This is a genomic window from Bacillus cereus group sp. BfR-BA-01408 (assembly GCF_022663305.1).
GTDB classification, from domain to species: domain Bacteria; phylum Bacillota; class Bacilli; order Bacillales; family Bacillaceae_G; genus Bacillus_A; species Bacillus_A pacificus.
The window spans coordinates 1-17,633 of sequence record NZ_JAKUFF010000019.1 but is presented as its reverse complement, the minus strand read 5'-3'; the positions used below and the strand labels follow the sequence as shown (position 1 = coordinate 17,633).

Here is a 17,633-nt window from a genome sequence, read left to right as displayed (position 1 = left end):
CGCCAATAAAACGGCGAGCTATCTTTCTGTGCTATTATATTTTTTCGTTAACGATTGTAAAATGAAAAATATGCCGATGCAAGCTGTAAACGATGCCCAATTCCCTATTAGCGTTGCGTATTTAATAATTCCAATACCTACAAGCACTAAGAAAATAATCACCTGATATATGAGCTTCCACTTTTGCATATATTCCCTCCTTTACTTCGTTCCCTTCTTTTTCTTCTTCCATGCATTTAAACTATCAAAGAAGAAATTAATAAATAACGTGCCTAAACCCGCTAATAAAAACGTCATTAAAAATAAAACCCATATACTTTTTTCTTTTAAGAAATAATATCCTACAAGGAGCACAACCGCGATCCATACATATTCAAGAATTCTTTTTAACTTTTTCTCTTCCAAATTATTCGCTCCTTCATTCTATGCTACTTTTAGTATAACAAAAAAGAAGCCTATCATGATAAGCTTCTTTCTCTTCTCTCTTATTTGTTTATGCTTTTTTCAACTAGTGAAATCGCATACTCTAATGTACGATTCATCATTTCTACCTGTGCATCCTTTACTTTCGCATCTTTTAACACAGATTCTGCCACTGTAATTTTTTGACTCAATGATTTCACTGAACCGTCCGTTACATTTGCAGCTTGCGCTTTTTTCACTACTGCTTTTGCAGATTCAATATTCATTTGTAATTTTTCTTTCAATGTTTTCGGTTGTTCTACTACTTTAGATTGTATAAATGTTTGATTTGCAGTTTTTAATTCATTATACGCTTGAACAATTTGTTCTCCCGTACTCGCTACATTTTCAAACACTTGTTTTGCATTATTATAGCTTTTCTCTAATTCTTGAAATGCTTCCTTTGAATATTGACCTGGCTTATCCCCAAACTCATACGTACCAGCTAACACTTCTTTTACTTTTCCAAGTTCTTCAAATAACGCATTTACTTGCTCTAACTTCGTACGGTTAGAAAACTCATTGTAAGCTGCTAATACTTCTGAAGAACTTAACGCTTTACTATATAATTTCGCAAGCGCGATTTGTCCATTTAACGGAATACCACCATTTCCATTGCTATCAGGATCCGCTCCAAGTGCAAATGGTACATTTGGATGATACACTTTTCCTGTAGCCGGTTGGCTATTTACTTTTTTACCATCTACATAAATAGCTACTTCACTTCCGTTATACGTTCCTGTTAAGTGATATGTTTTGTTTGCTTCTAATTGAACACCAACACGTTTATAACTGCCACCAATGTGAGCCCATAATTCAACATAGCCACTTCCTGTAGATTCAAAACCGATTCCGCCACTCTCTGTATTTTGCAAAATACCTTGTCCGCGAATTTCATTCATTGAAAATACTGTTTCTAACGTAAACGTATTTACAACTTTCTCTTTTTGTGCTGCTGAAAATGGAAGGTATCCAAATGTGTTTGCTTTTCCGTTTAGCTTCATAACATTCTTTTTCAATGCTTTATCATATTCAATAGTCACATTGCCCTTCACATCACCTTTTGTACCAAATGATGAATTGTCTTTAAATGTACCATCTGCAAAGTTTACATCGAAAACATCAGCCTTTGGTACTTTCACATTCGGGTCAATATTATCTTTTTTCGTAGTAATTTCCGCCGTTAATGGTTGTACACTTTCATTGCCAAATGAATCAATCGCAACTACTTCAAGTGTATATGTTTTCCCACCATCTAACCCTGCCAGTGTAAATGTGAGCTCTTTCGGCACTGGATCACGATAAAACTCTGAGAATGCCAACAATTTGTTCTTTATTTCTCCCGTTTGCTTATCTCTAGCTTGTACGCGATAAGAATGAACAAGAAGGTTATCCAGCGCTTGTGGGAATGTTACTGTTGCTGCATTTTCTGTTACATTTGATACCGCAAGCTTTGCATCCTTTACAAAGTAAGGCTTTTCTTTATCACGATCTTCTACATGTGTAAATGTTTCTTTCTTTGCTGGTAATTTAATTTTCCAAGGCTCGCCTGTCCAAGAATTTGTATGGAAATCACGGCGATTAATCGTTACCTCTTTATCGTCTACTTCTACTAATAACCCTTGGCTTAATGTACTAGCTCCTGGTGGGATATTCCCTTGTACTTTACCACCTTCAACTTCCATATAACTTACTGAAGATGTACCAACTGATGTAAAGTCTTTTTGATGAATCGATCTTGGATCATCTAACGGATAATGTGAATGACCTGAAAACGTAATAACCTGTGGATATGCTTTCAACACCTCGTTAATTTTTGCACTATCTTTTGTTCCCCACTCTTGGCTACCATATACTGTATCTTTAATATGTTGGTGTAAAAATACGAAAATTGGTTTTTCTGGATCATCTTTTTGTGCCTTTGCCATTTCTTCTTTTAACCAATTAATTTGCTTGTCTGAATAATATCCATGAGTTGTCCCATCTTCCGGAGACATAACAAGGAAATGGTAACCTTTCACCACTTTGTGATAGTAAATCGATTCCATTCCTGTTTTTTCTAAGAAACGCTTCTGTGCGCCCTCTACAGATAAACCGTTCCAATAATCATGGTTACCAAGAGAATTCATTCGCACGGCATCTTTATTTGCATTTTCATTATACACTTGCATGAAACGATCGTATTGTTGTACCGATCCTGAATCAGTAAAATCTCCCACAATTACAAACGCATCTTGTTTAGGTGCAAGTGTATTCAGTTGCTCGATTGCTCGTTTCCAGCGAAACGTATCATCCGTTCCACTATTCTTAATATGTACATCACTTACAATTGGAAAAACTATCTTCTTCTCACTCGGTGCCTTTTCTTGCTTTTTCTCTTCCGCTTTAACTGATGTACTCCACGGAAATGATACGAACGCTAATACAAAAACCATTAATAATCCAATAAGTCCTTTTACTTTTCGTAAAGCTGTTCTTTCCACATGAATCCTCCTCATATAATCAATTAATTACAATGATTATTGTACTGAACACATATTAACTTCATATAAATTACAAATAAAATTTATTTAATTTTTGTAAATATACAGTCAATTTACTGTAACATCCAACATTATTTGTATTATCTTATACAACCATCTTTTGTCTAACAGACTCTTATTCATGATTATGAGTTGGACGCCTATTAAACAAACTTTCCTGAAATTTTTTGCCCCTTTATTAACACAACTATCGTTTTGCAACATTTAATAGTAATAAAAAGAAACTATGAAGGGAGGAGCTATTAATGGCTTGTAAAAAAAATATCGGCTGTTATGCCCCTTTATCTATCATTTGCCCTCCCTATGATCCACCTACTCCCCCTGACCCACCATCTTGTGAATTAGTCAACAATGAATTCGCTGGTAATTTTTTTATAACAAAAGAAATTCCACCGCCTTCTGAAGGTTCTACATTAATCTTATGGGAAGGAGATGGTGTACTTAAAATATCGGGTAATATTTCTGTGTATAATAGCACTAGTAGTACTGAAGCGGTTACGGTTCAAATTATTGGACAGGTGACAAATACTTTCACTGTCTATCCTGGCAACACAATGTCATATACAGGTCAATCATTACAATCTGTGGCAATTATTAATCTCCCAAATAATCCAATTCGGTATATAGAAGGAAAATATTGTTGTCAATTCTCATTTTGCTTTTAAAATGATTTATGACCTCAACTTACAAACTATAAGAAAAAGCATACCATTTTGGTATGCTTTTTCTTATGAAATTGGATAACGTACCGTTAAACATAATTGTCCTTGGCTTACTCCCGTTCCTGTCGTTACGATTTGAATTGTAGTAAAGTACCTTACTGTAAAGGATCCACTACTTTGTGGTTGTACAGTAATTGTATTCACCACTGTCGCTCCTACTAAAAAATTCACCGTAATTGGAGCTGTACCTACATCATATTTCACATAACCTGATGCGTATAAATCTTGCGTAATATTATTCGTATACACCGTTTCCGTTACCGCACCAGTAGCGGACCAATCTATACATACTTGATCTTGTACAAGCGTATTATTGGAGCAACAAGATAAACTAGAATTCCCCATTTTAGCCCTCTCCTATTCTTCTATGAAAGTGGATAACGCGTCGTGATACAAAATTCACCTTGATATGTTCCAGCTGTTGCGGCTGGTAAAGTTACCTCAATTGTTTCAAAACGACGATACGTAAAAGCAATACTAGTTCCTGGATTTAATGTTTGAGTATCAAGTGTATTACCAGCTGAGTCAAGAACTGTTAATGTTATTGCTGCTGGTCCTACATCATATCGAACAAATCCTGTTCCAATTACATTTTGATTAATATTATTGTTATACAGCACATTCGTAATAGCAGTCGCTACTACGGTTCCTGACCACGGACTACACACTTTATCTTGCACATAATTTTTATCTGGACAGCAAGTTAACGCTGCCCCTGAGCACTCACAAGACATAGTTGTTTCCCCTCTCTCTTTTTTATTCCCTATATGTGTATGTCCTTTAGAGTCTTTTGCCTGTACTATTCATCTATTTTCAAAAAATATTCATATGACTAGATAGATTCCGTTTTGTTTCTTTTTTTCATATATTTATAGACAAAGATACTAGCCACGATAAGAATAACGCCTCCTAATATAGGTAGCATATATTGTCCAACAACATCCGCAGCCTTTTCCCAATGCGGACCTAATTTCATTCCAAAATAGACATATAAAGTCGTTAGCGGGAACATTGCTACAAATGTATAAATACTAAATTTCCATATGTTCATTTTCGCCATACCACAAGGAACAGAAATAAGCGTTCGAACTCCCGGTACAAAGCGTCCAACAAATGCTACAACTGGTCCATATTTCTCAAAGAAATCATCTGCTTTTTGAATTTGTTCTTCTTTAATAAAGAAGTATTTCCCGTACTTTATTAATAGAGGACGACCACCGTAATAACCGAGTGCATATAACGTTAACGGTCCTGTCGTTCCGCCAAGCGTTCCAGCTAATACAGCTAGCCAAAAATTCATATCACCCTCGTACACCCAATATCCAACCATAGGCAAAACGACTTCTGCTGGAATAAATTCAAACGTTAAAGCCAATACAACTCCAAAATAAGAAAACTGCTTTAAAAACTCGATTATATCTAAAATAATTTGCTCCATATTTTAACTCCTATCCTACATTTACGTTATGCTTTTCTTGTAATTGAACTGGGGCCATTTTTACAATTCGGTTCAAAATAAATAACACAATCCCAATATCATCTAAAATACCGATGAACGGTAAGAAGTCTGGAATTAAATCAAGCGGCATCGCTACATAACCAACTAAAAAAGCAATGGATAAGATTTTCTTCTTTATTGAAACCTCTTTTGAAGTAAAAAAGTCAAATAGGAATGGAACAAATCGGCGAACATGAAATACAACTCTTAATCTACTAATCAGTTTTTTCATTTTTATTTCTCCTCTCTTTGTATACAAAAAGGCCCCTACCAAATATGGTAAGGGTCCTAAAAAAGACAATAAGGGGCCTTTACCATTGCTGGTAAAGGTCTCACTAACAACGAAACGTTGCCAATAAAGCCGAGGGTTTCTCCCTGTAATGACGACTTTACTGTAATAAGTTACTCCCCTTTATATACACAATTTTATACAATCACATTAAAATATTTTGGAGGGCTTGTCAATATATTTTATATCCCAAGCCCTTCCGTAAAAAACAAAAAACGTATAGGAAATTTCTTACTATCTCATAATATACATAATCATTTTTAAGCGAAAGGAGATGTTTCATTTGCATACCGTCTGGAAAGGTGCGCTTTCACTTGGACTATTAAATATAGGAATTAAACTATATAGCGCCGTAGAAGAAAACGATATAAAATTTTTAAGTTTCCATAAAGAATGCTTAACACCTATTAAATATAAAAAATTCGCTCCCGATTGTACGGATGAAGAAATTGATGATAAAGATATTGTAAAAGCCTATGAATATGCACCTCATAAATACATTATTATGGATGAAAAAGAATTAGCTGCGTTGCAAAAAGCTCACGAACCACAATCCATTCGTATTATATCTTTTGTCCAAAATGACGAAATCGATTCTGTTCTTTATGACCGCTCTTATTTTATAGGCCCTACCCCAGGACATGAAAAATCATATTTGTTATTAAAAGAAGCTCTTGAACGTACAAATAAACTTGGGCTTATTCATATTGCTATTAGAAAAAAACAACATTTAGCTATTATCCGTAACTTTGAAGATGGACTTATGTTGCAAACCATTCACTACCCTAATGAAATTCGCGATATAACAAATATACCTAACTTACCAAGTAACGAAAATTATCCGATTCAAAAACAAGAACTCACCGCAGCAATGAATTTAATCCATCATCTTACAACCCCTTTCGAACAAGAGTTATATACAGACGAATATAAAGAAGCTCTTACCGAATTAATCGAAAATAAAATTGAACAACAGGAAAAAACGGAAACAATCTCTCCTGCTCCAAACATCATCAATATTATGGAGACATTACAGGCAAGTATTGAACAAGCAAAAATAAAAAGAGACAATAAAACAGAAAAAGAGGCCAAATAAAATTGACCTCTTTTTCTTTAAAGCGGATTACATTTTGGCATTTCAAGTCCAGACGATTGAGCCAATTTTAATAAGTAATAACATTCCTCTCTTGCCATATGGTCTGCCATTCTAGCTGATAATGTACTTAATACTTCATTTGATAACTCCAATTCTTCAACTTCATGTAAAAAATGTGAAAATAATTTCAATTCAAGTGAAACATCTTTTGTAAACTTCTTTAATGCTGGAAAATGATGAAGCTCCGTTCGTAAATATCCAGTCATCTCAACCGCCTTTAAGTAAAATTGTTCAAAATGCTTCGTAAATTCTTCACTTTTCTCTTTTAATCTTTTTTCAACAAGATCTAGCCCACCAGAAATAGAACCCGCATGACCAGCCGCATCCGTTAACCAAACGAGATGATAGTGCAGTTCATGAAAAACAGGCGGAACTTCCCCTTTCTTTAAAAACTCTAAAACCGTTATATACTCCTCTACTTCATTTACCATATGATTGATAAAAGTTGGCGTAAAATGAATTGTAATTTTTCCTTCCAACTGTTTCTGTATAATATTTAATTTAAACATTCGTATTTCCTTAGCTGCTTGTTCAGCCTCTTTTGAGAATGCCATCAGATTTACATTCCGAACTTTATTTAACAGATTCGTAAATGTTTCAACAAAGTAAGTAGCTTTCTTTATATCCTCTGTTTCCTTCGGCGCTAACGCATCAAGTAAAAACTGCGCATGATCAGTAAGTACCTTTAGCCAAAATTGATGCTCAAACAATGCACTTTCTTCATAATTTCTCTCCACTAAATCCCCTCCGTTTATTCACCCTTCTCTACTACTTGAAGTTTATATCCATCTGGGTCTTGTACTACAATACTCCTCGCACATTCATTTTCTGTATATAAAATTTCATAAAACGCTAGCTTCTTTTTCAATTTCTCTATGTTAGAAATCGTAAACGTTAAATCCTCACATGAATCTGTAACACTTTTTTCCCGCCCACCTAACATGCGATTCATAACAAAACTAATTCTCGTTGAATCAGCATCATACCAAACCCCCGTTACATCTAATTGCGGTCTTTCTAAACTAGGTTTGATTCCTAAAATCCCTTCGTAAAAATACAACGTTTCCTTTAAGTTTTTCACTTCCAATACAATGAATTGTTTCACAGTCTCCACATTCATTCCCCCCGTACCTGTTACTTTTTTATATGTGTCATAAATGCTCATTATGTCTGAATACAATACGTAGTAATGAACATGTAAGGAGGTTTATTCGTGAATAAATATATGAGATCATTTGTGCCCTATCATAGTCCTCTCGATCCTTGTCCTCCTATCGGAAAAAAATATTATTCTACTCCTCCTAATTTATTTTTAGGCTTTCAACCACCAAACTTACCGCAATTTACGCCAAAAGAAGCACTCCAAAAAGGAACTTTATGGCCTGTTTTTTATGACTATTATGAAAATCCTTATAAAAAAGGGCGGTGACTACTGACGTGACTCAATCGCTACCAGAAGAATATTATCAGCTGTTACTGGAGCTTCAAGAACTAGACTTTGTACTAGTCGAACTCACTCTTTATTTAGATACACATCCAGATGACACTGCTGCTATTAATCAATTTAATGACTTTTCCTATAAACGAAGAGTATTAAAACAAAAGATGGAAGAAAAATACGGGCCACTCCAACAGTTTGGAAACAGCTATTCTAATGCCCCTTGGGAATGGAGCAAAGGTCCTTGGCCATGGCAAATATAAAGGAGAGAAACTATGTGGATTTATGAAAAAAAATTACAATACCCAGTTAAAGTAGGAACTTGTAATCCAGCACTTGCAAAATTATTAATTGAGCAATATGGCGGTGCAGATGGGGAATTAGCTGCTGCACTCCGTTACTTAAATCAACGTTATACAATTCCTGATAAAGTCATTGGTCTCCTTACCGATATTGGTACAGAAGAATTTGCTCACCTTGAAATGATTGCTACAATGGTTTATAAGCTGACGAAAGATGCGACTCCTGAACAAATGAAAGCTGCTGGTCTTGACCCTCATTACGCTGATCATGATAGTGCACTCCACTACCATAACGCTGCTGGTGTTCCATTTACTGCAACCTATATACAAGCTAAAGGCGATCCAATTGCCGACCTATACGAGGATATTGCGGCTGAAGAAAAAGCACGCGCAACATATCAATGGCTTATTAACTTATCAGATGATCCAGATATAAATGACAGCCTACGCTTCTTACGTGAACGAGAAATCGTCCATTCACAACGTTTCAGAGAAGCGGTTGAAATTTTAAAAGAAGAACGTGATAAAAAAATATTTTTTTAAAACACGTATCCTAGGGATATGTGTTTTTTTACGTTATAAGTTAAATCCTTCCTATTAAACATATAAATAGTATATTTATTCGATTTAATGCATTATTTTTTAATTTTTTCAAAATTCCCTATTGCTTTCTAGTCATCAGACCTTTAAAATAATAACAGTTACTCGACAAATTGTTTGAATTTTCGACAAAAACACTCAGTAGGAGGATTTTCTTTATATGCGTACAACTTTAAAACCAGCGCAAATACTTTCGATTAGTTTATTACTATTCGCAGTTTTCTTCGGTGCTGGTAATATGATTTTCCCGCCACTCCTTGGACTTTCTTCTGGAGAGAACATGTGGATCTCCATTACAGGATTTATTATTACAGACGTCGGTTTATCTTTACTAGCTATCGTTGCTGTTGCCCTTGCCGGTGGTAGTTTTAACACGTTAGCAAGCCGTGTTCATCCAAAATTCGCAGCAGTATTCGCTATCATTATTTATCTTTCAATCGGCCCACTATTTGTTATTCCACGAACTGGATCTGTATCTTACGAAATTGGGATTGCACCACTTTTCCCAGACCAATGGTACTCTATGTTAGTTTTTAGTGCGATTTTCTTTACAGTCGTCTACTTCTTATCATTAAATCCATCAAAATTAGTAGATCATATCGGAAAAATATTAACGCCCATTTTACTTGGAATTATTGCAATTATGGCAACAAAAGCAATTCTTTCACCAGGAACGTTTGCAGAACCTGTTGGTGACTATAAAGAAATTCCATTTTTCAAAGGATTTCTTGAAGGGTTTTTAACGTTAGATGCAATCGGTGCTCTCGTACTATCAACAATCGTTGTAAATGCAATTCGTCAAAACGGTATACAAGAGAAGAAATCTATCGCAAAATATACAATCATTTGCGGAAGCATCGCTGCTCTATTCTTAACAATTGTTTATTTCTTACTCGGTTATATCGGAGCTTCAAACGGAAACTTAGGGCAATTCGAAAACGGTGGTCAACTATTAGCTACTGTTATGTATTACTTCTTTGGGACAAGCGGTAATGTTTTATTAAGTATCGCCATTATCTTCGCTTGTTTAACGACAGCAATCGGTGTTGTAAGTGCATTTGCAAACTATTTCGCAACAGTACTAACAAATGTTTCTTACAAAAAGCTTGTACTATACGTTTGTATCTTTAGCTTCGTGATTTCAAACTTAGGTTTAAGTTTATTAATCAAAATTACATTACCTGTATTAATTATTTTATATCCAATTACAATCATTTTAATTTTCGTATCATTTATTGATAAATATACGAAACGTAAACCTTCTGTCTACATCGGAGCAATGATCGCAGCATTCATTATTAGCTGTATTCACGCACTTGATAATGTGGAAATGATACCAAGTTTTATTGCGAATATCGTACACACCATTCCTTTTTATAACTTAGGAATTGGCTGGATTATTCCAGCAATCATCGGTGGTATAATCGGTTACTATATTCCCCAATCAGAAGCTGAAGGTGAAGTTTCTACAAAATAAAGAAAAGAAGCAAGCATGAAATACATGCTTGCTTCTTTTTATTTTCACATCGTATGTTTAAATGTAAACAGCTCTTCTTTTGACTGCACAGCAGATTGTTCCTCTTCTACAACATCCTTCTTTAGCTCTCCTCCTAACCTTACTTTCATCATCGCCTCTTCGATACTTTTTACAATCATATTTCCTGAAAAAATAGTAAGTCCAAAAAATGTAATCGGAACGAGAGGAATCCATGGATTCACTGTTAATGATCTAAAATAGACTCCAATTAGCCCTGACCATTCATGTGTGTAAGATTCTATTTCTTCTATCGGTCCTAAAAACTTAATCGTTCCGCCAAAGAATATTTCTAGTAACCCTAAGTGCAGTAAAATAGTAAGAGTCTGCGTAAACTGCTGAAAAAATACAAGTATAAACGTCATATAAAGATGCGGGAAAAGATGCTTTATAACAATATGTCTTCTCGATCCACCTAATATGCGCGCAGCATCAACAAATTCTTCCGTTCGTAACTTACGAACTTCCTTCGCAACATACAGTGCAATAACTGGCATTACAAGCATTACAAGTAAGACAACTTGAAACGAAGCCCTTTCAAAAAAGGTTGTTGTTTCCTCCCCACTTCCAAATGTACTTGCAAATTGAAGAAAAAAATACGCAATCATAACTGTCGGAATAACTGTAAAACTATCAAAGAAAGCCTCAATTTTTGAAAAACCTCTTTTTATGTACGTTCCGAGGACGACACCGAAAAACACACCTATTACCATTCGAAGTGCCGCAATTAAAATAGATATACCAATCGTCCACTTTGCGCCTTCAATGACTAAATGTAACAGGTCGTACCCTTTCCGGTCTGTCCCGAGTAAAAATTGTAATGAAGGTGAAAACGGTGGTACTTGCGGATTTTCATCCGCATCATATTGCAATGTAACTTGTCTAATATGTCCATCATTCCATATCGTATTTCCGATGCTCAAAAGAACTAATAGGAGAAGAAAACCAATGCTTATCCAAAATCTTTTATCACGTTTTATATACGTCCACATATTATAATCTCTCCTTCATCGCAGCCGGAATAAGATAATGAAACAATTTAAATAAAATAAAAATCGGAATATAAATAAGCAGTACACTCACGATAAAAACTTCAACTCTAATACCCTCATACGATTTCAAAAACATAAAAATACCACCCGTATTAAAAATCCATTCTATAATATATAAATTAGATAACATAAAAAAGATATTCGTTTTCGCAAAGAATAATGTACTAAGCAACACATTTCGTAAAATATGACGATTTAAAATATGAAAGCGCCCCATCCCTTTCGCCTTAGCAAATAGTACATAATCTTTTTCTAGTTCATTTTCAAAACGAAGCACGACCATTTTTACAAACATAATCGTAGTCGGGATGCTCAAACACAATATTGGCAACCCCCTAATCGACTCGCCTCCAATTGAAGCAATTTGAAAAGGTAAAAAACCTGTTTGTTTAAAAAACCATACAACTAAAATTTGTGATACTAAAATAAGAAGGATATCTGGAATGGATTCTAGCAAGATAAGAAATGATTTAATTCGATGTTGTATACGCGGTGAACTACTCATAATGACATAAACAATACAAAATGCTACAAATAATGAAATAAAAAAAGCAGCTAAAAAAATAATAATCGTTTCTTTATAATGGACGAACAGCTGCGGAAATAAAAATTTATCTCCCACATATTTAAAATTGGTGATGTCCATTAAATTCACAAACACTTCTTGTAAACTCTTTATGTATTGTGATGCATGCAGCTCAAATCCATAAAATAGTTTCGGCAATGTCCCTAAACAAATAATACCCAAAATCGAAATAAGAAATTGAATCGTCACTTCCATCCCGTTCAAAAATACTTTTTTGACCATTTTCGCCCTTCTCTCTCTATAATTTACCCTTTAATTTTATTCTTAATTTTCTGAATTGTAAATATTTAGCATGTGAAAAATCGCTAGGTTATGACCCTAACGATTCTTTGTGTAACTGTTTTTCTCTTTTCGCAAATGGCATATATAAAATAAAACATCCAATAAGCGCTGCGAGTTCTAATGAAATAATATAGTAAGGATGTGGTCCTAACATATCAAGTAATGAAGCTGTTTCTGGCTTATGAGCTAAAAACATATAATTACCACCTGTTTTGTAATTTACAAACGAAACAATCGGAATCAATATGTTTAAAAATATCATTGTGCGTTTAATAGATTGTACTGTCGGACGATATCCTTCCACCCAAGTCATAAAGAGTGGCGCCCAAATGAGCAATATATGCGCGATAAAATATTCAATGAACCGAAAATGCGGAAAAGCATACTGCAAGTTTGGCGTTAAAATGGCTTGTGATGCACCAATAATTCCTGTAAAAAATACAATCTCATATATACGGTAACTTTTCGTTATGATCATAATTGACGCTAACAATAAACTAATTGTACATAACTCAAACGGTAATGAAGTGGCTAGCTCAAAAATCCCTGTTTTCCACTCCCACATATGAAGTCCAATTTCACTCCCTATAAATAGAAATGCAATCGCATATCGAACCGTTATATTCCACTCATTTTGACGTAATACATCTTGGTATTGATATAAAAAAACGATTCCCACCAACAGAATAAATAATATAATGGCATGTTGCCTTGAGTAGGGAATAAACGGTTTTAATGGATGCGCACTAAAATAAGCTTCCATCTTCCTTCCTCCTCTCCTTCATACAATATTATTGTAAGAAAGAAACAACGAGTCAATTCATTTGCTTACGCTGGGACAAGCTCTACCTTACATTTACATATTCATACCTTACAAAACTGTAAGGTTATTGTAAGCTAAAACGATTTGTCAGATTCTTTACCTCTTCTATACTTAATGTAGATACTAAAACGAACGAAAAGGTGATAAATAGATGAAGAAGAAAAATAAAGTGTTAATTACTAGTGTAGTAGCAATCGGAATTGCAGCTGGATCATACTTTGCATTTGCTGGCGGCGGTTCAGAAGTAGCAATGGCATATAGCGGATATAAAGTAACAGAAAAACAGATTGAAAACGCGCAAAAATTTGGCGGTGAAGTCATTCCAAACGGAATTGAAACAATTTCATTTGATCCAACAAAAGGTACGTATGAATTAGCTGTAAAAAAAGGTGATGAAGTGAAAAAAGGGCAACTCCTTTTTAAATATAATGACCCTACTGCGAAACAAGGTGTAACAGAAGCAGAAATGCAAAAGAAAATCGCACAAAAAGAAGTAACATTGTTCCAAAAGCAAATTGATGCTGCGAAACAAAAATTACAAAAAGATAAAAATGCAGGCCTTCCTGCTGAAGCATTAAAAGCATCAGAAATTGAAGTACAGCAATTAGAATCACAACTTGAAATGAAGAAATTTGAAGTTGAAAAAGCTGATGAGATGATTAAAGCAGCAAAAGAGAAAGTAAACACACTTTCTGTAACGAGCCCTGCCGATGGCGTAATTGATGATATCGTAAAAATCGCTGATGAAAAAACAGGTATGAGCGGCATTACACTTCGTCACGCTGGCCCATTTAAAGTAAAAGGTCAACTTTCTGAATATGAGCTTGCTAGTATGAAAGTTGGGCAAGAAGTAACTGTTTCATCAAAAACGGTCGCTGGTAAGACTTGGACAGGAAAAGTAACAGAAATTGGTTCTACACCATTAAAGAGTATGGATGAAAACAAGACAGTTTCTAACTATCAATTCACTGTCACATTAGATAATAGTGAAGAATTACAAAACGGCTTCCACGTTTACGTAACAAGTAAATCTGGCGAAGCAACTGGCACAATTGTTCCAAAAAGCAGCATCGTGAAAAAAGGTGACAAAAATGTTGTCTTCGTCGTAAAAGACGGTAAAGCGAAAGAACAAGCAGTTACTGTTGAATTCGAAACTGATAGTGAAGCAAAAGTTTCTGGAGTGAAAAAAGGAGAGGAAATTATCTCTAAACCGGAAAAAGACTTAAAAGATGGTATGGAGGTTGTCGCCCAGTGATTAACTTAAAAGGCATCACAAAATCCTTCCAAAACGGTGCAGAATCCGTTCAAATATTACACGGTATTGACGTAACACTGAACCAAGGAGAATTCACCTCTATTATGGGACCATCTGGTTCTGGTAAATCAACATTAATGAACATTATCGGTTGTTTAGATAAACCGACGACAGGTACGTACGAACTAGCTGGGCAAAATATTTCAAACATGTCTGAAACAGAACTTGCACGCGTTCGTAATAAGGAGATCGGATTCGTATTCCAAAACTTCATGTTATTACCGAGACTTACAGCACTTCAAAATGTAGAGCTACCTCTTATTTACGCTGGAGTTGATAAAAAAGAAAGACGTGAGCGCTCATTAGCTGCTTTAACAAAAGTAGGTTTAGCTGATCGTGCTACTCACTTACCGAACGAATTATCAGGTGGACAAAAACAGCGTGTCGCTGTTGCACGTGCAATCGTAAATAATCCAAAGTTCATTTTAGCCGATGAACCGACAGGCGCACTTGATACGAAAACGAGTACACAAATTATGGATCTCTTTTACGAATTAAACAAACAAGGCTCAACAATCATTATGATTACCCACGATCGTGAAATCGGGGAAGCTGCAGCACGTCAAATTGTAATTCGTGACGGAAATATCGTCCAAGATTGGAGAGGTTAATTTTGAACACGAGTGAAAATATACGCATGGCCCTTTCCTCTATCTTTGCCCATAAAATGCGTTCTATCTTAACGATGCTAGGAATTATTATCGGTATTAGTGCCATTATTACTATCATTTCAATGGGTGATGGCACAAATGCAAAGTTTAAAGAAGAATTAGGCCAAGGAAAAGATAATGAAGTAACCATTTACTACAAAAATCCCGATTACGGAACAGATAGTGCAAAAATCACACCTGATATGCTAAACCGTCTGCAAACTGTGTCAGGAGTTAAAGATGTGTATCCAGATGTAAGTATGAAAGTGAAAGCATCTGCCGGTTCAAAAGATGTAAATCTTGATTTAAAAGGTGGAACAGGCGCCTTTATGACAGATTCAAAAATAAAATTAGTTCACGGTCGTGAATTAAACGACAGCGAATTAAACCAAGCAATCCCTGCTGTTATATTAAATGAAGAAGCTTTCAATAAATTGTTTAATGGTTGGGAATCAAATTTATACACAGATATAAAAGGAAAGCCGTATAAAATAGTCGGTGTATACGAAACAAAAAACGAATTTGGAATGGCGATGCCTGAAGGTTATACATCACTTGAAAACGCTCCTGTCATTTCAGGAGTAACTGAGTATGACTCTGTAAGATTAACAATGACCTCTCCGACAGAACGTAAAAATGTAGAAAAACAAGCCGTTTCTGTTTTAAACGAAATGAAAGCTCCTAAGTTTGAGCACAAATTCGAAGCACAAGACTTAGGTGAATTTACGAAGCAATTAGATGAATCAATCGGTATGATGAAAATGGTATTCGGTGGTATTGCCGCTATCTCCTTACTTGTTGGTGGTATCGGTGTAATGAACATTATGCTTGTATCTGTAACAGAGCGTACACGTGAGATTGGTATTCGTAAAGCTCTTGGTGCAACGCGTGGTAAAGTATTGACACAATTCTTAATTGAATCTTGTATTTTAACAGGACTCGGTGGTTTTATCGGATTCATGCTCGGCATCTTCTTCGCTTGGATCGTCTCCATCTTTGCTGGATGGCCACTCGTTGTCTCAAAAGAACTTGGACTTCTTGCAGTAGGTATTTCCATGTTAATCGGTATTATATTCGGTTTACTGCCAGCTAACAAAGCTGCAAAACTGGATCCAATTGAATGTTTACGATATGAATAAACAAAAACGTAGGAGTTTACACTCCTACGTTTTTTATTTATCCCGCTTTAATGGGCAGTAAGACCCCCACCTCAAAATTCAGTGAAAGCAAAGAAGTTAGGTGGGGGTCGGGCTGCCCATAAAAGTCCGATTGGTTCAACTAATAATCAGTGGAAGCCCCCCACTGATTAAAGTTTCACTTTATCTATTAAATCGTGTTTCTTCTATTATATATATTTCACGTTATCAACACTTTTCATTATTTTAACCTACTAAAGCTATGATAGAATCCTATTATTGCAAAAATACTATGTGCTAGACCAAAATCAAGGCGTAATTTTTTCCATACCTCGACTTATTTTGTAACAATTATAGCGATTTTTTATTAAATTTCACCTTATTTCTATTTCTCTACAACTGAAATAGTTATTTTTACATAACTAGTTACCTGCTCCAACAACAAAATACGCCTTTTTTGTAATGTCTACGAAACAATTATGTAATACTTAGGAAACATTATTAATCTATTAGAAATTGAAATACTCTTTATTTTATGTATCACATGCTCAAACCTCCCCTGAAAACTATAAGAAAGCGCTTTTAGGATATTACTGGAATTATTACAGAATATTAATGAGCCGTTACGAAAGCTTTGTAATTCTATGTTTTTCGCAAATAAGAAAATAATGGTTGCTATAATGAGGTCAACGAAAACAAATGCAATGGAGGCTATTATGAAAAAATTTATGGGTATAGCAACAGCAGCGGTTTTTGGTCTTGGGATTTTCACAACATCTGCTAAAGCAGAAACAATCGTAACGACTGATGTACTAAATGTACGAGAAAACCCAACTACTGAATCAAAAGTTGTAGGAAAATTATTAGATGGATATAAAGTTAACGTTTTACATACAGAAAACGGATGGTCAAAAGTGAAATTGAATAGCGGTAAAGAAGCTTTCATTAGCGCTGACTACACAAAAGACACTTACTACGTAACAGCTAACGTATTAAACGTACGTGCTGGTGCAAACACAGACTCAGAGATTCTTGGTAAATTGAAACAAGATGACGTAATCGAAACAACACACCAAGTTGAAAATGGTTGGATCCAATTTGAATATAACGGAAAAACAGCTTATGTTCACGTTCCTTACTTAACAGGTAAAGCTCCAGTTAAAATTCAACCAGTAGTTAAAGCTGAAAAAACAACTACAGTTCAAGATACAGCTAAAGCCGTGGCAACAACTAAAGCTCGTGAAG

The 17,633-nt window shown here is 35.1% G+C and carries 22 protein-coding genes; 10 read left to right on the top strand and 12 right to left on the bottom strand.

What is annotated here, in order from left to right; translation table 11 throughout:
• Positions 1 to 18 precede the first annotated feature (18 nt).
• From MR083_RS11025 to MR083_RS11015, 3 genes are all read right to left on the bottom strand, one after another.
• Positions 19 to 189, bottom strand: a complete 171-nt coding sequence (locus tag MR083_RS11025; RefSeq protein WP_001174849.1) for a hypothetical protein — start codon at positions 187 to 189, stop codon at positions 19 to 21.
• 12 nt (positions 190 to 201) lie between these two features.
• A complete protein-coding gene (locus MR083_RS11020) occupies positions 202 to 405 on the bottom strand; it encodes a hypothetical protein (protein ID WP_000391504.1) in 204 nt (67 codons plus the stop codon).
• A gap of 80 nt (positions 406 to 485) precedes the next feature.
• Complete coding sequence (locus MR083_RS11015) at positions 486 to 2,945, bottom strand: LamG-like jellyroll fold domain-containing protein (protein ID WP_242269253.1); 2,460 nt, start codon at positions 2,943 to 2,945, stop codon at positions 486 to 488.
• Between the two features lie 305 nt (positions 2,946 to 3,250).
• Here MR083_RS11015 and MR083_RS11010 point away from each other — a divergent pair, with 305 nt between their 5' ends.
• Positions 3,251 to 3,670 (top strand): S-Ena type endospore appendage, encoded by a 420-nt coding sequence (locus MR083_RS11010; RefSeq protein WP_016716547.1) that lies wholly within the window; start codon positions 3,251 to 3,253, stop codon positions 3,668 to 3,670.
• A gap of 63 nt (positions 3,671 to 3,733) precedes the next feature.
• On the opposite strand, the gene MR083_RS11005 is transcribed toward MR083_RS11010, so the two are convergent.
• The 4 genes from MR083_RS11005 to MR083_RS10990 all read right to left on the bottom strand — a co-directional run bounded on the left by MR083_RS11005 (position 3,734) and on the right by MR083_RS10990 (position 5,457).
• Entirely contained in the window at positions 3,734 to 4,072 is a 339-nt protein-coding gene (locus tag MR083_RS11005) for a DUF3992 domain-containing protein (RefSeq protein ID WP_000528442.1), read from the bottom strand.
• A gap of 20 nt (positions 4,073 to 4,092) precedes the next feature.
• On the bottom strand, positions 4,093 to 4,461 hold the full coding sequence (locus MR083_RS11000) for a DUF3992 domain-containing protein (RefSeq protein WP_001277532.1): 369 nt from the start codon (positions 4,459 to 4,461) through the stop codon (positions 4,093 to 4,095).
• 98 nt (positions 4,462 to 4,559) lie between these two features.
• Complete coding sequence (locus MR083_RS10995) at positions 4,560 to 5,165, bottom strand: DedA family protein (RefSeq protein WP_000435017.1); 606 nt, start codon at positions 5,163 to 5,165, stop codon at positions 4,560 to 4,562.
• 10 nt (positions 5,166 to 5,175) lie between these two features.
• On the bottom strand, positions 5,176 to 5,457 hold the full coding sequence (locus MR083_RS10990; protein WP_000733844.1) for a YkvA family protein: 282 nt from the start codon (positions 5,455 to 5,457) through the stop codon (positions 5,176 to 5,178).
• Positions 5,458 to 5,797: 340 nt separating this feature from the next.
• Here MR083_RS10990 and ku point away from each other — a divergent pair, with 340 nt between their 5' ends.
• Entirely contained in the window at positions 5,798 to 6,610 is an 813-nt protein-coding gene (gene ku / locus MR083_RS10985) for a non-homologous end joining protein Ku (protein WP_242269286.1), read from the top strand.
• A 17-nt stretch (positions 6,611 to 6,627) separates the two neighbouring features.
• Here the strand turns inward: ku and MR083_RS10980 are convergent, their stop codons facing one another.
• Both MR083_RS10980 and MR083_RS10975 read right to left on the bottom strand, forming a co-directional pair.
• Positions 6,628 to 7,407, bottom strand: coding sequence for a DUF2935 domain-containing protein (locus tag MR083_RS10980; protein ID WP_000440981.1), 780 nt, complete (start codon positions 7,405 to 7,407; stop codon positions 6,628 to 6,630).
• Between the two features lie 14 nt (positions 7,408 to 7,421).
• Positions 7,422 to 7,850: a VOC family protein gene (locus tag MR083_RS10975; protein WP_242269250.1), complete on the bottom strand. Its 429-nt coding sequence runs from the start codon at positions 7,848 to 7,850 to the stop codon at positions 7,422 to 7,424.
• Between the two features lie 33 nt (positions 7,851 to 7,883).
• Between MR083_RS10975 and MR083_RS10970 the strand changes: the two genes are divergently transcribed.
• From MR083_RS10970 to brnQ2, 4 genes are all read left to right on the top strand, one after another.
• Complete coding sequence (locus MR083_RS10970) at positions 7,884 to 8,099, top strand: spore coat associated protein CotJA (RefSeq protein WP_001046257.1); 216 nt, start codon at positions 7,884 to 7,886, stop codon at positions 8,097 to 8,099.
• 8 nt (positions 8,100 to 8,107) lie between these two features.
• Entirely contained in the window at positions 8,108 to 8,371 is a 264-nt protein-coding gene (locus MR083_RS10965; RefSeq protein ID WP_000194492.1) for a spore coat protein CotJB, read from the top strand.
• 12 nt (positions 8,372 to 8,383) lie between these two features.
• Positions 8,384 to 8,953: a spore coat protein CotJC gene (gene cotJC, locus MR083_RS10960; RefSeq protein WP_000265273.1), complete on the top strand. Its 570-nt coding sequence runs from the start codon at positions 8,384 to 8,386 to the stop codon at positions 8,951 to 8,953.
• A gap of 217 nt (positions 8,954 to 9,170) precedes the next feature.
• Positions 9,171 to 10,487: a branched-chain amino acid transport system II carrier protein BrnQ2 gene (gene brnQ2 / locus MR083_RS10955; protein WP_242269248.1), complete on the top strand. Its 1,317-nt coding sequence runs from the start codon at positions 9,171 to 9,173 to the stop codon at positions 10,485 to 10,487.
• 44 nt (positions 10,488 to 10,531) lie between these two features.
• On the opposite strand, the gene MR083_RS10950 is transcribed toward brnQ2, so the two are convergent.
• The 3 genes from MR083_RS10950 to MR083_RS10940 all read right to left on the bottom strand — a co-directional run bounded on the left by MR083_RS10950 (position 10,532) and on the right by MR083_RS10940 (position 13,227).
• Positions 10,532 to 11,536, bottom strand: a complete 1,005-nt coding sequence (locus MR083_RS10950; protein WP_033693524.1) for an ABC transporter permease — start codon at positions 11,534 to 11,536, stop codon at positions 10,532 to 10,534.
• A gap of 1 nt (position 11,537) precedes the next feature.
• Entirely contained in the window at positions 11,538 to 12,404 is an 867-nt protein-coding gene (locus MR083_RS10945; protein ID WP_242269245.1) for an ABC transporter permease subunit, read from the bottom strand.
• Between the two features lie 88 nt (positions 12,405 to 12,492).
• Positions 12,493 to 13,227: a YwaF family protein gene (locus MR083_RS10940; RefSeq protein WP_242269242.1), complete on the bottom strand. Its 735-nt coding sequence runs from the start codon at positions 13,225 to 13,227 to the stop codon at positions 12,493 to 12,495.
• Positions 13,228 to 13,438: 211 nt separating this feature from the next.
• On the opposite strand from MR083_RS10940, the gene MR083_RS10935 reads away from it, so the two are divergent.
• The 4 genes from MR083_RS10935 to MR083_RS10920 all read left to right on the top strand — a co-directional run.
• Positions 13,439 to 14,542: an efflux RND transporter periplasmic adaptor subunit gene (locus MR083_RS10935; protein ID WP_000728817.1), complete on the top strand. Its 1,104-nt coding sequence runs from the start codon at positions 13,439 to 13,441 to the stop codon at positions 14,540 to 14,542.
• Entirely contained in the window at positions 14,539 to 15,213 is a 675-nt protein-coding gene (locus MR083_RS10930; RefSeq protein ID WP_000609103.1) for an ABC transporter ATP-binding protein, read from the top strand. Before MR083_RS10935 ends, MR083_RS10930 begins: the two co-directional genes overlap by 4 nt.
• Before the next feature lie 26 nt (positions 15,214 to 15,239).
• Positions 15,240 to 16,391: an ABC transporter permease gene (locus tag MR083_RS10925; protein ID WP_404841256.1), complete on the top strand. Its 1,152-nt coding sequence runs from the start codon at positions 15,240 to 15,242 to the stop codon at positions 16,389 to 16,391.
• 590 nt (positions 16,392 to 16,981) lie between these two features.
• Positions 16,982 to 17,633, top strand: a 652-nt coding sequence (locus MR083_RS10920; RefSeq protein WP_242269284.1) for an SH3 domain-containing protein, incomplete at its 3' end; no start/stop codon positions are given.